This window comes from Sphingobacterium sp. GQ94, from assembly GCF_059758715.1.
In genome coordinates, this window is the sequence record NZ_JCAXEC010000007.1 from 126,658 (window position 1) to 144,388 (window position 17,731).

Annotated in this window: 10 protein-coding genes; 5 read left to right on the top strand and 5 right to left on the bottom strand. The window is 34.5% G+C overall.

Annotated elements, in window-relative coordinates:
• Positions 1-237 precede the first annotated feature (237 nt).
• Positions 238-1,662, top strand: coding sequence for an amino acid permease (locus AC6CHH_RS08760; RefSeq protein ID WP_498281878.1), 1,425 nt, complete (start codon positions 238-240; stop codon positions 1,660-1,662).
• A 299-nt stretch (positions 1,663-1,961) separates the two neighbouring features.
• On the opposite strand, the gene asnB is transcribed toward AC6CHH_RS08760, so the two are convergent.
• The 3 genes from asnB to AC6CHH_RS08775 form a co-directional block, all read right to left on the bottom strand.
• On the bottom strand, positions 1,962-3,656 hold the full coding sequence (asnB, locus tag AC6CHH_RS08765) for an asparagine synthase B (RefSeq protein WP_498281880.1): 1,695 nt from the start codon (positions 3,654-3,656) through the stop codon (positions 1,962-1,964).
• Between the two features lie 553 nt (positions 3,657-4,209).
• On the bottom strand, positions 4,210-6,048 hold the full coding sequence (locus AC6CHH_RS08770; RefSeq protein ID WP_498281882.1) for a UbiD family decarboxylase: 1,839 nt from the start codon (positions 6,046-6,048) through the stop codon (positions 4,210-4,212).
• Positions 6,049-6,106: 58 nt separating this feature from the next.
• Positions 6,107-6,979, bottom strand: coding sequence for an SDR family oxidoreductase (locus AC6CHH_RS08775; protein ID WP_498281884.1), 873 nt, complete (start codon positions 6,977-6,979; stop codon positions 6,107-6,109).
• Between the two features lie 210 nt (positions 6,980-7,189).
• Between AC6CHH_RS08775 and AC6CHH_RS08780 the strand changes: the two genes are divergently transcribed.
• From AC6CHH_RS08780 to AC6CHH_RS08795, 4 genes are all read left to right on the top strand, one after another.
• A complete protein-coding gene (locus AC6CHH_RS08780) occupies positions 7,190-8,428 on the top strand; it encodes a deoxyribodipyrimidine photo-lyase (RefSeq protein WP_498281886.1) in 1,239 nt (412 codons plus the stop codon).
• Positions 8,429-8,611: 183 nt separating this feature from the next.
• Entirely contained in the window at positions 8,612-11,350 is a 2,739-nt protein-coding gene (locus AC6CHH_RS08785; RefSeq protein WP_498281888.1) for a 2-oxoglutarate dehydrogenase E1 component, read from the top strand.
• A 64-nt stretch (positions 11,351-11,414) separates the two neighbouring features.
• Complete coding sequence (odhB, locus tag AC6CHH_RS08790; protein WP_498281890.1) at positions 11,415-12,644, top strand: 2-oxoglutarate dehydrogenase complex dihydrolipoyllysine-residue succinyltransferase; 1,230 nt, start codon at positions 11,415-11,417, stop codon at positions 12,642-12,644.
• Between the two features lie 99 nt (positions 12,645-12,743).
• The gene (locus AC6CHH_RS08795; protein ID WP_498281892.1) at positions 12,744-13,763 is read left to right on the top strand and encodes a lipid A deacylase; all 1,020 of its coding nucleotides are present in this window, start codon (positions 12,744-12,746) and stop codon (positions 13,761-13,763) included.
• 2 nt (positions 13,764-13,765) lie between these two features.
• On the opposite strand, the gene AC6CHH_RS08800 is transcribed toward AC6CHH_RS08795, so the two are convergent.
• Both AC6CHH_RS08800 and AC6CHH_RS08805 read right to left on the bottom strand, forming a co-directional pair.
• Positions 13,766-15,688 (bottom strand): LTA synthase family protein, encoded by a 1,923-nt coding sequence (locus tag AC6CHH_RS08800; protein ID WP_498281894.1) that lies wholly within the window; start codon positions 15,686-15,688, stop codon positions 13,766-13,768.
• Between the two features lie 11 nt (positions 15,689-15,699).
• Positions 15,700-17,580: an LTA synthase family protein gene (locus tag AC6CHH_RS08805; RefSeq protein ID WP_498281896.1), complete on the bottom strand. Its 1,881-nt coding sequence runs from the start codon at positions 17,578-17,580 to the stop codon at positions 15,700-15,702.
• Between the last annotated feature and the right edge of the window lie 151 nt (positions 17,581-17,731).

Below are 17,731 nucleotides of genomic sequence, written 5' to 3' on the forward strand. Positions count from 1 at the left end.
CCCTTCTGGAAAAAGGGAGCTTTTGAATTTTGCCGCAATACATAGAAACATCCGAGATATATTCTAATTTCAACTACCTAATTCAGCATTGAGATATAAATTGTATCTTTCTGCAGAAAATTTATGTAATCTAGAATCTTATATATTATTTTCGCCTTAAAATCACAATTATAATCAATTACATGTTCGACTCATCATTGGATTGATTATAATTTTTATAGAATTAACCTTATTAAAGTGCAAAAGAAAAACGAAAAAGAACTTAAAAGAGGCTTAAGTAATAGACATATTCAATTAATTGCACTAGGAGGAGCGATTGGAACTGGATTATTTTTAGGTGTAGGTAAGGCTGCTATATTAGCTGGACCTTCTGTTATTTTAGGATATGCAATTGCTGGATTAATTGCTTTTTTTATCATGAGACAATTAGGTGAGATGGTGGTTGAAGAACCAATATCAGGCAGCTTTAGCTCATTTGCCAATAAATATTGGGGACCATTTGCAGGTTTTTCTTCTGGTTGGAACTACTGGATTCTATACATATTGGTCAGTATGGCTGAACTCACTGCAATTGGAAAATATGTGCATTTCTGGTGGCCAGAAATTCCTTTATGGACGTCCTCCTTATTCTTTTTTCTAATAATAAATGCAATAAATCTTGCCTCTGTTAAGGTATATGGTGAAACAGAATTCTGGTTCTCCATAATTAAAGTAATTGCTATTATAGCTATGATCGTATTTGGTGTTTATCTCTTAGGGTCCGGAAGCGGTGGAGAAAATGCAACAGTGGCTAACCTTTACAATGATGGAGGGTTCTTTCCTCATGGCTTATTAACAGGAGATTCAACTATTGGATATTCGGGTTTATTGGCAGCCATTGTTATTATTATGTTCTCCTTTGGAGGATTAGAACTAGTTGGAATAACTGCTGCTGAAGCAGAAAACCCAGAAAAGAATATTCCAAAGGCAACTAACCAAGTCTTATGGCGGATATTAGTGTTTTATGTAGGCGCTCTCTTTGTGTTATTTGCACTGATGCCATGGAGGTATATAACGGCAGATACGAGTCCATTTGTTGAGGTTTTTGCTAGCTTAAAAGGATTTGAATTCGAAATATTTGGAAATACCGTGTATTTCACATCCATTATAGCAAATGGCCTTAATATCATCGTATTAACCGCAGCTTTGTCCGTATATAATAGTTGTGTCTACAGTAATTCTCGAATGCTGTACGGTTTAGCAGAACAAGGTAACGCTCCTAAATTTTTAAAGAAATTAAACAAAAATCATTCTCCTGTTGCTGCTATTTTAGTCTCTGCTGGGATTGTGGCGATAACTGTGATTATTAATAAATTAATTCCAGAACAAGCTTTAGACATATTAATGTCATTGGTTGTCTCAGCTTTAATTATTAATTGGATTATGATTACTCTTACTCATATATTTTTTCGAAAAGAAAAAGACAGACAAGGAATTAAAACAAAGTTCCCTACTATTCTATATCCTTTTACCAACTATATAAGCTTAGTATTCTTATTTGGCGTTTTACTGATGATGTGGTTTACTGGACTAAAAATTTCTGTTGAACTGATTCCTTTTTGGTTGGGTATTCTTTGGGTAAGTTACCTGTTGGTAAAAAGGAATAAGGCGAAACAGCATTAGAATCACTAAGGATGAGTTCAAGTGTGTCATCAATGTATCAAAGCCTTAAAATATCGCAGAGCTAAACATACGTTATTTAAGAGGGAAGAAAAGTACGTAATTACGTTTTATTCTTGTTATTTCTTCCATTTACCTGAGCTGATGAGGTTTAGTTTATAAAATTTGTCGCCTACATCACTCAATAGATCTTAGTAGTACGGGTCTATACATAACAGCCAATTTGATATTACCGTAGGTAAGATCGTAACAAACTCAAAGAGGTAGATTTAATCTACCTCTCCTACTATCTTTTAAATCTTTTACTTCGTTAAGATGTCCTTCTGGGATTTTTGATAACTTTCATTATGAACGGATGCTACTGCACGCCCCGAAGGATCATTCGTATTTTGGAATGATTCATCCCAAGCTAGTGCCTCAGGTGTACTACAAGCGACAGATTTCACAGAAGGCACAGTAGTAGCAGCAGCATCTGAAGGGAAATACGAATCAAAAATACTCCGGTACAAGTATTCTTCCTTGTTCTTGGGTGGATTAATTGGAAACCTTTTTTCTCTGGATAGAAACTCGACATCAGTCACCTTCTGTTCCGCTTGGTCTTTTAATTCATCAATCCAAGAATAACCAACACCATCTGAAAATTGTTCTTTTTGTCTCCAAGCAATACTTTCGGGCAAATAATCTTCAAATGCCTTACGTACTACCCATTTTTCCATTTTCCCATCTTTAATCATTTTGTCGGAAGGATTAATTGTCATGGCTATATCCATAAACTCTTTATCCAGAAAAGGAACCCTACCTTCTACGCCCCAAGCCGCTAAAGATTTATTTGCACGAAGGCAATCGTACAAATAAAGCTTATTCAACTTACGAACAGTTTCCTCATGAAATTCCTTCGCATTTGGGGCTTTATGAAAATACAAATAACCACCAAATAATTCATCTGATCCTTCACCAGAAAGGACCATCTTTATACCCATTGATTTTATAACTCGAGCTAAAAGATACATTGGGGTTGATGCGCGAATCGTTGTAACGTCATAAGTTTCTAAATGATATATAACGTCTCGTATCGCATCAAGCCCCTCTTGAATCGTAAAATTAACTTCATGATGAATAGTTCCAATATGATCTGCTGCTTTCTGAGCAGCAATTAAGTCAGGAGCACCCTTTAAGCCTACTGCAAAAGAATGAAGCTGAGGATACCAAGCCTCTTCTTCATCAAGAGATTCAATTCTACGAGCCGCAAACTTTTTAGTAATTGCTGCGATAACAGATGAGTCTAACCCTCCGGATAATAAAACACCATAAGGGACATCAGACATTAATTGATGATAAACTGCATCTTCTAATCCCTTACGTAATTTGGCAATATCGGTTTCATTTTCTTGAACCTGTTCATAAGATTGCCAATCTCGGTGATACCATCTTTCTGGGGTTAAACTAATTTTACTGTATAGGTAATGTCCCGGAGGAAATTGTTCAATTTTATAACAGTATCCTTCTAACGATTTTAGTTCAGAGGACACGAAAATTTGTCCCAAATTATCAGTTCCATAGTATAAAGGAATGATACCCATATGATCCCTTCCAATAAAAAATGAATCATCACGTCCGTCATAAAGGGCAAAACCAAATATTCCATTTAATTCTTCCACAAAACTTGGACCTTTCTCTAAATATAATGCTAAAATCACTTCAGAGTCAGATTGGGTCGTAAAATTATAATTAGGTAATGAACTTCGTAATTCTTGGTGATTATAAATTTCTCCATTGACGGCTAGAACCACTTTTCCATCGGGACTATATAATGGCTGACTTCCAGATTTAGGATCTACAATTGCTAAACGCTCATGAGCTAAAATTGCCCGTTCCGAACTAAATATCCCGGACCAATCTGGTCCACGATGTCTTATTCTTTTGGACATTTCCAACACTTGCGGTCTCAACACTTCTACTGGTTGTTTAATTTCAAATGCACCAACAATTCCACACATATTATTTCAATTTTAATAATTAAATACTGTTTCTATCGAATTCGTTCACAAATTAAAGAATTAAAAAACTAATTTCATAACATTTGTTTAAATTTATTATAATAATAGCAACAATTAACCATTTTTATTAAATATTTAATATACAAACATGTTTTTTATTAAAATATACAGTTTAAACAGGAACCAGGCTTTTTGTGAAATGCATAGGATAACAAACACCCAAAAAAGGACTAAGCATTAAAAATCAAACTAAGCTCACTTTCACTTAATAAATTATAAACTGAAGGATTGTTATTGGAGGGTATTCTTTTTGAGCGAAACCATTTGAAAAGAATATATTAAGAAGGTACACTATTTCAAACCCATTAGTTTACGCTCAGAAATCAATTTTAATACTGTGCGTTAGACAAAGCTATGATAATCAAGGGTTCTATAAGCTTTGCAAAAAAATGAAAATAAAATAAATTGATTGACTAATCAGCTCATATAAAACCAAGATTAGACCACAAAAATAATCTTATGTAAATAATCAAATGCAGAATTCCTGTGGTCATTATATGATACCGTGAAGAGGTCCTCCTTTTGCCCCTAATAGGTCAATTTTATTTTCCACCCTCTTATCCTTAACTAATTCGGGAGCGTGATGTGGTTTACTTCTTGAATCAATAATTAAGGGGCCATGGCAACCCCAATGTTTATTAGAATTAAAACTATCGATACCATATATATCAAACGCTGGATTACTTCGTGTAAACGTTACCCAAACAAAATTATTCAAATTCTCCGCTACAAAGCCTGCATCATCTGCTAAAACAAGACATTGTATTCCATTCCAATTTAGCCCCTTAACTGAATTGGCCCATTCACTTATGGATTTACAGGCTTGTTGATAAGATGTAAAGGACTCTCCTTCCAATACGATTATTCCAGGCAAGGCTAACTTTGCCTGATTAAACGGTCTAGGCAAATCAAAATCAGGAGGAAGTTCTGTGATTAATTTTCTTTTAATATTTCCCGTTGCAGCTATTGTCACTTTAGAGCCTGTATTCAACCCATCACCGGAGTAATCTAGTGTATCGATAGTTGTATTAGTCAAGAAATGTAAATCTCTACTTAAATCCACCCGCTCAAATATATGGGTAAAGAAATCCTTAACATTATGAATATCTAATTTTGGATTATCCTGATAAGCAGAAATAAAAAGAAATTTGGCTAAACTAAGTTGGTTTGTTCCAAGTATTTGATTTGCAATGGTTAAAAGTTCCTGAGGTCGATCAACGGTTTGGTAAGGAGTATATCGTTCACTACCGATAGCGAATAATAACGGGTGAACGCCTGCAGCATCAACAGCATGCACTGCATGCAATCCACCAATTTGTTGCGGAATTGCATTTCCTGTAATTTCATGGATCAATGCACCAAAACTAGTGTCTTCTTGGGGTGGTCTGCCTACAACAGTAAATGACCATATAGGGTTTTTGCGATGGTATACCTTGTGTACTTTCATCACAGGAAAAGGATGAACCAAAGAATAATAACCAATATGATCTCCAAAGGGACCCTCTGGTTTGTTCTGATTTGGATAAACCGTTCCGGTAATCACAAAATCTGCATCGGCAGAAATACAAAACCCGTCCTGATCGTAAAAATAACGAAACCTTCTATTTCCAAGTGCACCAGCAAACAACATCTCCGATAGTCCCTCAGGGAGCGGCATTACGGCCGAGAGCGGATGAGAAGGAGGTCCTCCGACAAAAACACTAACTTTTAATGGTTTACCTAACTGATTGGCTTTAGCTTGGTGAATCCCTATTCCTCTATGTAATTGATAATGTAGCCCGATTTCTTCATTTTGATTATATTCATTACCTCCAAGCTGTATTCGATACATACCTAAGTTGGCATTTAAAATTCCAGGTTTGGCAATGTCTTCGGTATACACCTGAGGCATGGTTACAAATGGACCTCCATCCATCGGCCAATTTACTATCTGCGGTAATTCACTAATCTTTGTTTGACCATAAAGGATTGGAGCACCCATTTTTTTCCTCCATGGTAAAGCACCTAATGCCACCATGGATGAGCCTGCATAGTGAAAAGGTTTTTTAAGAACGGCCATTGGATTCATTTTCACATCGACCAAATTCTTCACATGATCCAATGTATCCCGAAACATAAACTTGGAGCGATCTAATGTACCAAAAAGATTAGAGACAGCCGGAAATTTAGATCCTCTGATATTTTCAAAAAGCAAGGCTGGACCTTGAACATCATATACACGCATATGAATTGATGCCATTTCCAAATAAGGGTCTACCTCCTCTTTAATCCGTATTAGATGTCCGTTTCTTTCTAGATCGACCACACATTCTTGCAAACTTTTGTATCCCATAGTAATTAGCGAAGTGAATACAAATGTAATCTAAACCCATCAATAAATAAAGTTAATCCTACTGATCAAGACGTATAGTTTGTTCTAGCGGAGTAAAAGAAAATAACATATTTTTTTTCCATGTAGAATTGTCAATTGGATACTCCTTTTTCAATAATCTAATAAATTCAAAATGATCCTCTTTTTGAATATGATATATTCTCGCAAAAAACAGACGCATGATAAATCCTGGAATTTTAAAACTTTTTACAGAGGCCTCAGGATACAATATTTTTTTATACATTCTGTAAATCTCTTGGATTGTAATCGTTTTTGGCCCGCCTATTTCAATGAGACAATTTTTAAAATTATTATCCCAGTCTACATTGTAAATCCACCGCAATAAATCAAGAGCTGAAATTGGATTAAATTTGATTTTTGCGAATCTATTATTATAAGCTAAGAATTTTCCGTTGATTAATTGATGCATATACTTGTCCAAAACGCTGCCTTTTCCAATCGCCATATTTTTTAATACCAATGTATACGCCAAACCTGAATTTTCCAGAATTATTTGAATGTGATGAACATATGGTTTATCCAGGACCCGAGCAATATAGACAATACGATTACAACCGTTCCGTTTTGCAAGAATGATAAAATTCTCTAAAGTTATAATCTCTAAATTTAGATTAATTAGTTCTCCTAAAGTCGGCACTAAGGATATATATATAGCTAAATCTATCCCCGGTTTAATTTCAAAATGATCAAATTCTTTACCTTTCCTTAATAAATCAATTTTATCAATACTTGAGGTGGGTTGTTCGTTAATTCTAGACTTAAAAAATTCCAAATCTCTGACAATACCATGTACATTAAAATCCTCTTTATTTAAGTTACAAACAGCTCTTTTCCCTAAATATGAATTGAGGCCGGACAACAACACTTCCATCACTATAATTTCTTAGTAAACGTTTCTATCATGCAATCTTAACATTGGATTCACATAGAATGTTTCTGTTAATTTAAAATATTACATAAATAATCGATAGTAAAAAAAAACATTATGTCTTGAACATGTAAAAATTAACCCCCTAAGCCTTGTGAACCATCTTTAATAGGTTATATTTGTTCCTGTCGCAATATCGAGGGATAAAAAAACATGAGTAAAAAAGTAGTTCTTATTTGGTTTCGTAATGATTTACGATTGCATGATAATGAAATATTAGTAGAGGCAATTACTAAATCAGATTTTATTATACCCGTTTATTGTTTCGATCCCAGATATTTCCAACAAAATAAATTTGACCAGAAGAATACGGGTATAAATCGAGCGCAGTTTATTCTCGAATCAGTTCAGGAACTAAAAAATAATTTACAGGGCCTTAATAGTGATTTAATGACATTTGTGGGGTATCCCGAGGAAATTCTCCCCGCTTTGTGTATTAAATATGCGGTAGATGAAGTATATCATCACCGTGAGGTGGCCTCTAGAGAAACTCGAATTTCTGAGCAGGTTGAAGCGGCCCTTTGGGAATACAAAATTAATTTAAAACATTTTATAGGCCATACATTATATCATAAAGAAGATCTTCCATTCCCCATCAAAGATATTCCAGACATGTATAATGTTTTCAGAAAGAAGATTGAACGAGAAAGTTCAGTAAGGGATGCATTAGAAAGACCAACACAAATAAACTCTCCTTCGCATTTGGAAAATACCTCCTTACCAAATTTAATTGATCTAGGATTTGCTAACCAAGAAATGCAAAATCAGTCAACAGATCTATTATTGGGAGGCGAATCCGAAGGATTAATCAAATTAAAAGCTTTATTAAATCCTGATTATGTTGGGAAGGAAAATTACACAATAATTTCACCCTATATTGCAGCAGGAGCACTGTCTCCAATTTTTGTTTATCATCAAATGCAGCAATCAGGGCTTTCTCAGAATAAAAAGAGATATGAAAGATTATTAAGCATGCTCCTCTGGAGGGATTACTTCAGGTTTATGTTAAAAAAATATCCAAATATTTTTTTTAAACTAAACGGCAAAGAACCTGAAGATACCTGTATCCTGAATCTTAATGAGGAAAAACTAGAAAAATGGAAAAAAGGAAGTACAGGCGAAAAAGCCATTGATGATGCAATTTTGAACCTAAAAGTAAAAGGAAATCTAACTTATGCAGAAAGGAAAATGGTATCCCAATACTTTATGCAAGAAGTAAGTACTAATTGGTTAGTCGGAGCTTCATTTTTCGAGGAATATCTTTTAGACTTTGCTCCAGCGAGCACATATGGTTTCTGGTCTCACATTGCAGGGAAGGGAACTAGTAAAAAAGAAAATTCATGGCCAAATTGGCAAGAACTTATGAAAAAGACACCTCTCTTCAAAAAATAACAAGATCAATTTACAAAGGACCAATTCCTAAATAATTCCATCTTATTAAAAACTGACTATAATTTATTTCTTATCTTGCATTTGTTAAAAAAACATCTTAAATCATCGTATTTAATACATGTATTATGAGGAAAAGTAAGTTTATTATTTATAAATTTGGCAAAATTTTATCACCCAATCCACATGGACAAATTGACATATTTGAGTAATGCTGATTCGAGTTATATCGACGGTTTATATCAAGCATACAAAGCGGATCCAAACGCTGTAGACTTTGGATGGCAAAAGTTTTTTGAAGGATTCGAATTTGGACAGACCTCTGAGGGAGTACCAGTAGACGTTGAAAATGTTTCAGAACATGCCTTGAAAGAAATAAATGTATTAAACATGATCCATGGATATAGAGATCGTGGACACCTATTTACGCAAACAAATCCAGTTCGTGAACGTAGGAAATACTATCCAGGGAAAGAACTTGAGACCTTCGGATTATCTGAATCTGACATGAATACAGTTTTCAATGCAGGTGTTGAAATTGGTTTAGGTCCAGCCAAATTAAGTGAAATCCGTCAACTAATTGAAGAAACTTATTGTCGCTCTATTGGAGTTGAATTTAAATATATTCGTAATCCTGAAAAAATAAAATGGTTGCAAGACCATATGGAAGCGGACAGAAACCAGCCAACCTACAATCCTGAACAAAAAAAGCGAATTTTTAAAAAATTAAATCGAGCAGTTGTTTTTGAAAGTTTTTTAGGAACAAAATTCCTTGGACAAAAACGATTCTCTTTGGAAGGTGCTGAGAGCTTAATTCCTGCTTTAGATTCGGTTATTGAAAAAGGATCAAGTTTAGGAATTCAAGAATTTATGATTGGAATGGCTCATAGAGGTCGTTTAAATGTCTTGGCCAATATTATGGGGAAACCATATAAAACAATTTTCTCTGAATTTGAGGGAAAAATGTATGCCGAGGAAGATCCTGAATTGCAATTTGGTGGTGATGTAAAATATCATTTAGGTTATTCATCAGACATAACAACAGATAATGGAAAACATATTCATTTATCACTAGCGCCTAATCCTTCACATCTAGAGACTGTCGCCCCTATTGTGGAAGGAATTACGCGCTCAAAGATTGATATAAAATATGATGGTGATTCCTCTAAAATTGCTCCTATATTAATTCACGGGGATGCTGCAATCGCGGGTCAAGGTGTGGTCTATGAAGTAACCCAAATGTCAAAATTAGAGGGCTATCGCACTGGAGGGACTATTCATATCGTAATTAATAACCAGGTAGGATTCACGACCAACTACAAAGATGCACGTTCGGGCACCTATTGTACTGATGTAGCAAAAATTACCTCATCACCAGTTTTCCATGTAAATGGTGATGATGCTGAGGCAGTTGTTCATGCAATAAATCTGGCTGTTGAGTATCGTCAAAAATATAAAACTGATGTTTTCATTGACTTATTATGTTACCGCAGATATGGACATAATGAAGCGGATGAACCAAAGTTTACTCAACCTTTGTTATATAAAGCAATTGAAAAGCATCCAAATCCAAAAGATGTTTATGCAAAAAAATTAATTGAAGAAAAAACAGCTGATACTGAATACATAAAGACGACTGAAAAAGAATTTAAAGAATATCTACAGGAACAACTGAATCTTGCAAAAAAAGTAGTTAATCTAGAAGAGGAAATTCCAATGTTCGGTGGAGCTTGGAAAGGCTTACATGCTGCTAAACGAAATGAAAATCAGGCCGAAGCAACCACAAAAGTTACTTCCGCAAAATTCTTGAAATTAGCAGGTGAAATCACCAGCTTGCCTAAAGACAAAAAGTTTTTTAGAAAAATATCTAAATTATTCGAAGATCGTTCTAACATGGTTAAGGACGACAACTACGACTGGGCAATGGGAGAGTTGATGGCATATGCTACATTATTGGATGAAGGGAAACGAGTTCGTATTTCAGGCCAAGATGTTCAGCGCGGTACATTTTCACATCGTCACGCTGTATTAACCTTAGAAGATTCTGAAGAAAAATATGTTCCCCTTGCAAACGTAAATGGAGGTGAACGTTTCAATATTTATAATTCTCTACTTTCAGAATACGGTGTTTTGGGATTTGAATATGGTTATGCCTCTGCAAATCCACAAGCATTGACTGTTTGGGAAGCTCAATTTGGAGACTTTTACAATGGTGCTCAAATTATTGTTGACCAATATTTATCAAGTGCTGAAACAAAATGGAAACGCTCAAATGGGTTGGTGATGCTGTTGCCTCATGGTATGGAAGGTCAAGGTCCAGAACATTCCTCAGGTCGTATCGAACGCTTCTTAGAACTTTCCGCAAATGATAATATGATTATCGCCAACTGTACAACACCAGCTAATTACTTCCACTTACTTCGACGTCAATTAACGCGTGACTTTCGTAAACCGTTAATAGTTTTTACACCAAAGAGTTTATTGCGTCATCCAAAAGTTGTTTCAAAACTTGATGATTTCACAAAAGTTAACTTTAAGGAAGTATTAGATGACGACTATGCAAAAGAAGCTTCGGTAAAACGTGTGTTGTTTTGCTCTGGTAAAATTTATTATGATTTACTTGAAAAACAGCAATCTGATAAACGTACAGATGTTGCTATTGTGAGAATTGAACAATTATACCCTGCACCGATTGAACAGATAAAAGCTCTCCATAAAAAATATAAAAAAGCGAAAGAATTTATCTGGGTACAAGAAGAAAATGAGAACATGGGTGCTTGGCCATATTTTTGTCGTAAATTCAGAAAATCTGATATTGAATTTACCGAGTGTTACTCGAGATCAGAAAGCGGAAGCCCAGCAACAGGTTATATGAAAAAACACATTGCACAACAGGAGTCAATAGTTAATAAATCATTTGAATAAACAATTTGTTTAACCATACGTTGTATTTTAATATAAATCCAAAGATGGTTTAAAAGAAAAATATATGAGCTTAGATATCAAAGTCCCTTCGGTTGGGGAGTCAATAACCGAAGTAACCTTGGCCCAATGGCTAAAACAAGATGGTGATTTCGTTGAGATGGACGAAAATATTGCCGAACTAGAATCAGATAAAGCAACTTTTGAATTACCGGCAGAAAAAGCTGGTATATTGCGAATTGTTGCTCAAGAAGGTGACACATTGGAAATTGGCGCAGTAGTTTGCACAATTGAGGATGGTGATGCTCCGGCTGCCACTTCAGAGAAAAAAGAAAACGCTCCTACTACTCCTGAACCCTCAAAGTCTGAAGCTGATGGAGAAAAACCGGAAAATTATGCTGCGGGGACTGCTTCGCCGGCTGCTTCAAAAATCTTGAGAGAAAAAGGTATTGATTCATCAAATATTAAAGGAACTGGTAAAGACGGTAGAATTACCAAAGAAGATGCTGAAAAAGCTCAAGTTGTTCCACCTAAAGCTGCTCCATCTGCAGCAACCCCGTCTCAACCGCAAATCGCAACTCCTGCTGCTGTGGGAGCTCGCAATGAACGCCGCGAAAAGATGAGCTCTTTGCGTAAAACAATTGCAAAACGTTTAGTTGCAGTTAAGAGCGAAACGGCTATGCTGACGACTTTCAATGAAGTTAACATGCAACCGATCATGGATTTAAGATCCAAATATAAAGATTCATTTAAAGAGAAACATGGAATCGGGCTAGGATTTATGTCTTTCTTCACTAAAGCAGTCACAACAGCTTTAAAAGAATGGCCTTCCGTAAATGCGCGTATCGAAGAAAATGAGATCGTTTATTCTGATTTTGCAGACGTTTCAATCGCAGTTTCTGCACCTAAAGGTTTGGTCGTACCAATTATTAGAAATGCCGATAGTATGGCGCTACACCAAATTGAAAAAGCAATCGCTGAATTAGCTGGAAAAGCACGTGATAATAAGTTGACAATTGAAGAAATGACAGGAGGAACATTTACCATTACAAATGGAGGAGTTTTTGGCTCAATGATGTCAACCCCAATCATCAACTCCCCTCAATCAGCTATCTTAGGAATGCATAACATTATTCAACGCCCGATTGCTGAGAATGGTCAGGTCGTAATACGTCCAATGATGTACATCGCTCTTTCATACGATCATCGTATTATTGATGGTCGTGAATCGGTAAGTTTCTTAGTACGAGTTAAACAATTGTTAGAGGATCCAGCTAGGTTATTATTAGAAGTATAAACTCTACAAAATAAATATTTATAAAAGGTCATCCAGTAAAACAGGTGACCTTTTATTTTTTTGATTACATTTGACTATTCATGATATTTTAAATTTCAAATGCAACCAGGTAGATCTTATTATTTCTCATTATTCTTACTTTGCTTCACATTTTTTTGTTCGAGTTCAGTAAAAGCACAAAAATTAGGATTAGGAGTAGATTTTTTTGGATATGCAGACAACCGTGAATATACTGCTCCCTATACTATACAAAAGACATTTTTTGGTACAACCATTTCTCCTAATTTCTATTTTGAAATTGAAAAAAAGCATCGAATCTATGGAGGAATTCATATCAATCAAGGATTCGGAATAAATACTGAAAATAAAACAAAAATAAATCCAATAGCCTATTATAATTTCAAAAACAAAACTATCGATTTTGCAATAGGATTCATCCCAAGACACTTGCGACTTAAACATATTCCAAAAATTATTTTAAACGACACATTAATGTACGATCGTCCCAACATGGAGGGTATGTATTTTGAATACAATGGCGCCAACTTTAATCAGATTGTTTATATTGATTGGATCAGTAAACAAAGCCATAATAATAGAGAACAATTTGTTACTGGGATTTCAGGCAAATATAAATCTGGAAATTTTTATATAAAAAACAACGGTTTATTATATCATAATGCGTTAACAAGCAACGATAGTTTGGATGAACATATACAGGATAATGCTGTGGTTATGGTTGACCTGGGTTTGGATCTGAGCAACGAAACTGTTCTAGACAGTCTGAGTCTACAAGCGGGGGTGGCAGTTGGTTTTGACAGAGTACGAAATGTTTATGATATGCAAATATCTCCTGGGTTTATAGCTAATATTTACCTGGGGTATAAAAGGTTCTTTCTAGATAATACGTTATATCTAGGTAAACCATTAAACCTTCCCAAGGGTGATTCTTTTTATCATCGTTCCAGATACAACCGAATCGATCTAGGATGGATACCTTTTAAATCAGAACGGTTAGAAGGAAAATTCACAGCTTCCTTTCATTTATCTAAAGGCCACCTAGATAACCAACAATCATTTACCCTTCGGTATAATTTTACGAAAGAAATTTGGGATTAAAATTATTCGACCAATCGATTTTGAATCATCCTGTTATTATATTGTTGGATAAATGCTTTCAAATATCTAAGAAGTGAATCTTTAACTTGGATTTCATTCTTCGAAATATCATTTAGCAATAAAGGGTCCTTTCTTAAATTGTATATTGATTTTACTTGTTTGTTATCATAGCTCATAAAATAGTCATCTTTATAAAAGTTATAAGTGCTCCCAATATTATTAACTAAAAAATTATCCTTATTAGTGCTGTCGAGGGCGTCACTTCCAAATGAAAAATAAGGTTTTTTATAATTTAAATAATTCAATACGGTGGGCATTATATCAATTTGTTGCACCAGTTTGTCAGATTGACCTCTTAATTTTCCTGCTGGATAATAAAAAACGATAGGAATTGCAAAAGAATTTGCCATTGTATTGTATTCAGGAAACTCGCTCATGCTAGCATGATCGGCACAGATAACGAAAAGGGTGTTCTTAAACCAACTACTTTTAGAAGCAGTATCAAAAAATCTCTTCAGCGCATAATCCGAGTATCCAAGTGGCTCATGGAGCGGAAGAGTTCCTTTGGGAAACTTACCTTTATATTTTTCAGGAACCTTAAAGGGATGATGAGACGATAGAGAAAAAAAACTGGTAAAAAACGGCTCCTTAAATTTTCCAATTTCTTGAGCCATATATTGCATAAATGGTTCATCCCATATGCCCCAAATTCCATCAAAATCCTTATCGTTATTATATTCATTTTTTCCGTAATAGTGCTTGACCCCTGCTAGCTTTAAATAAGCAGAAAACCCCATGCTTCCATTCGGTGCTCCATGAAAAAAAGATGTTTCATACCCCTGTTCCCCAAGAAGTTTGGCTAAACTTGTTGTTTTATTTCCAGAGTATATTGATAACACAAAGGGTTCGCCTATTGATGGAATTCCGGTGATTATTGATGGTAAGGCATCTATAGACTTTCTACCATTTGCAAACGATCGACTGAACGTGTAAGATTCGGCAATTAATGAATCCAAAAAAGGAGTATAGCCTACATAACTTCCTTGATTCAAGTGTTTATTATAAAAACCAATATGTTCCTTTCCAAAACTTTCCAATATTAAAATTACAACATTGAGATTCTTAAATTCCCCTGTATCTTTTGGCTGATGAATAGTTGGATAAATAGATTTTAATTCAGCCTCTGAAAAATAATGTTCTTCCTTTAGACTTACGGCCTTTAGTGTTTTAAGAATCGAAAATGGTGTGTTCAGAACAATATTCATTTCTTCAGGCGATTTGACATAGTCTCCTGCATTACTTAACGTAATTGGTCTGGTGCTATGGGCCCATCCCCCACGCACTCCACCAATAAATAAAAACGCTATAAATAAAACTAAGATAAATTGAACACCGTAAAATCTCCAGGTTTTTTTCTTTATTGATTCTATTTTAATCCAAGAATAGCTTCTGGCTAGAAACCAAATTATGGCAATAAAAAATAGAAGTAAAAACCAATAATCAATTAAAAAATCAAAAAATAATTTAAACAAGTTTTCTTCATTAGCGAACTGGCTGAACACTGTGCCTGTTGTCCTCTTTAAGGTAAACGGATAATAAGCAAAATCAATTAAATTTAAAGCTATTCCCACACCATTGCAAAATACAAAAAGCCATTTTGCAAATTTCCGATAATGATGATTATCCATAATTGGGCTTGGAATGGACACTACAAGAATGTAGAGTATATTTAAATATAACAGCGCTGCGATATCAAAGATAATCCCGCCTTTGAGCATCACAATAAGATCACCCGTAGAAACTTGAGGAAACTGATTATAGTTAAAGCAATAAAACCCTATCCGCAGCAAAGTATAGATAAGTAAGAGAATAGAGAATCGTAGTGCTAATGTTGTTATTGAAGCAAACCAACCTTTAAATTTCATTTTTTACTTTTTTAGTACTTCATAAAAGCTTCATATACTTTTTCATAATAGGCTTTCGATAGATTAAGTAAACTATCATTTTTAATTTTCGGATAGTTACCATCTTTCAAATAATTGATCGAATTCCCAATTCGATCATAAGAAAGAACTTGGTCCGGAGTCACAATACCAAACCCATCTTTCGAATTATAAAATGCGGAAGAAGATGTTGTTGGATTAAGCAAATCACGACTCCATGGATATCGTTTTGTGGGTATATTTAGCTGCTTTAACAAAGTAGTAGCCAAATCGGTTTGATTTCCAATTTTACCAATTCTCAAGCCCTTATATTCTTCCTTAATAACTTCACCAAAGAATAATAAAGGAATGTGGAAACGCTTTGCATTGGAAATTTCCCATTTCTCGGCAGGCAATCGATGACCATGATCTGCAACTAATATGAATAATGTATTGCTATACCAATTTTCCTGCTTCGCTTTTTCTATAAAATTGAAAACAGATTCATCAGTATAATAAGCAGTACTTTTAAATTTATTTACATTATTATCTTTACCAAACTTATAATCTCCTTTTAATTCAAAGGGTTCATGATTTACAAGGGTAAAAATGCTACTGAAAAAAGGTTCTTTTTCAGTCCTTAGATCTTTCAACATCCTGTCAAAAACTATATGATCATAAACCCCCCAGGAGGTTCTTGGTGAGATTGGGCTAAAATTTGAATTATCCACAATACGATCTATTCCATGGGTGAACATAAATGATTTCATATTATAAAATTCACTTTGGCCTCCGTGATAAAACGAACTATGAAATCCGCTCTCCCCTAGCTCCTGACTTATCGCGGACAAATTTTCATGTTTGTCTATGTATTTTATAATGCTCTCTGGGCCTTGGGCAGGGAATCCCGAAAAAATACCTATAATTCCTTTGTCTGATCGATCTGAGGCTGCATAAATGTGATCAAAAAATACTCCTTGTTTTATTAATTCATCAATGTGAGGTGTTATCCCACTTTTACCTCCCATAGCCTCTATTAAATCGCCGACATAACTCTCTAAAATAATCAAGACAACATTGGGCCTATCTGTTTTTAGTACTTTCCTACTCGAATCTGGATTATTTAAAAAAATTGGTTTTAAAATTTCTTTAGTTCTAAGTGAATCTTGAAAATAAGTATAAGGAGAACGCATGCGTTGGTTTCGAGTAAAATACTCTCTCAAGAGTGCCCATTGTGTATTCACCGCAGCATGATTATAAAATGAATTTTGAGAAAAATAAGCCCTACTTGGATTTAATGGGGCTCTACCATATCCCCCACGGATAAAAGTAAATAGCAATACAGCACCCAAACAGAAAATAATTATAGATCTCCAAAGTGAATGAGATGATTGAAATTTTAGACTTTTAAACAATTTCAAAAATAACAAATAGCCAATAACTGTTGTAAGAATCAAGCCCAATACAGGTATAAAGATAGGGCTGGATCCGGCAGAGGAAAAGGCTCCCATCGCATCTTCAAAAATCGAGTCTATTGCCCTTTTAGAGATTTTATCCCCCCATTCTCTATAAATATTCACATTGATGAATGTAGTTGTAAAAAATAACATCAACATAATCAAGGTGTATACGTTGAATATTGCTTTTTGAAAATTTATTTTGGAGGAAATTTTTGATAGAAAATAAAATAAAAATGGTATTGTACTTATATAGGATACAACCGATAAATCAAGGGCAAATCCATGATAATAAATCAAGAGTACATCCATTAAATTAGTCCAATCAATTTTATCAAAAAAACTAATTATAAAAATTAACCGATCCAAAAAGCAAATGAGTAGCCAGAAACCAAAATAGTAAACAAATACTTTCAAATCAGAAATAGAATTCTGCATGTCTTGAGATTATTTTAACATCAAATTTACATTAATTTAACAATGGAAAACACTTTAATAATGATAATTTTCTAAACATTTAATTCTTGAGATATAATTGTGGTTTAGCAATGGGAAATAACCGCTTAAATCCTTATTTTTGTACTCCTTT